This is a genomic window from Novipirellula rosea (assembly GCF_039541335.1).
Classification (GTDB): Bacteria; Planctomycetota; Planctomycetia; order Pirellulales; family Pirellulaceae; genus Novipirellula; species Novipirellula rosea.
Genome location: NZ_BAABGA010000020.1, coordinates 6,125 through 7,110 on the forward strand (window position 1 = coordinate 6,125; position 986 = coordinate 7,110).

Annotated in this window: 1 protein-coding gene; it reads right to left on the reverse strand. The window is 54.2% G+C overall.

Features of this window, described 5'->3' with window-relative positions; translation table 11 throughout:
- Positions 1-986: recombinase family protein (locus tag ABD971_RS08295; protein ID WP_345321104.1), on the reverse strand; the 986-nt coding region annotated here is incomplete at both ends.

Here is a 986-nt window from a genome sequence, read left to right on the forward strand (position 1 = left end):
ACAACGTTCGTAGATATCTCGAATGAGTTCGTCATCGCCGGCGAAAATACGAAGCTCTTCGACCACAAAGCTTTCGATCTGCTTGGCCGGGATCGACGGCGATGGGCACGAATCGTAGCCTTGTTTTTCGGCTTTGCCGCAAACGTAATAGCGATATCGTTTCGTTCCTCGACCAGTGGACGTGTGCCGCATGGCTCGGTTGCAGGCCGCGCACCGGAGTATCCCTCGCAGCATTCCGTCGAAGTTCGTCGCCGCTCGTAGCATGCCGGTACGACCATTTTTCCGAAGCGACTGTCCGACGTTGGCGAAAACCTGAGGATCGACGATTGCCTGATGCTGACCATCGTGGATTTCGTCTTTGTAAGTCAGCTTTCCGATGTAGGTCACGTTTGTCAGCATCTGGTAAATCCGATTCTTGTCGTAGGGCAGACCACCTCGCGTCAATCCTTTTTTTGTCGTCCACAGCTTGGTACGCCAGCCTCGGCGGTTGGCTTCGCGTGCCGTTTCGAGGAGCGAGTGAGTTCGCAGGTAAAGATCGAAGATCTGCCGGACACGTTCCGCTTCGTGCGGCACGACTACAAGCTTCGTCTCTTCGATCGTGTAACCGAACACCGGTACGCCACCGCACCATTTTCCTTTGCGTCTCGTTGCCGCGATTTTGTCTCTCGTCCGTTCGCTGATCATCTCGCGTTCAAACTGGGCGAATGAGAGCAGCACGTTGAGAATCAACCGGCCCATTGAGCTGGCGGTGTTGAATTGCTGAGTGACCGAAACGAAGGCAACGTTGTGCTTCTCGAACGTTTCCATTAATCGTGAGAAGTCCAGAAGACTTCGACTGAGCCGATCAACTTTATACACGACCACACAGTCGATCTTGCCGGCTTCGATATCGGCCATGAGTCGTTTCATAGCGGGACGTTCGAGGTTGCCGCCAGAGAAACCGCCATCGTCATATCGTTCGTCAAGGCAAGCCCAGCCTTCACTTC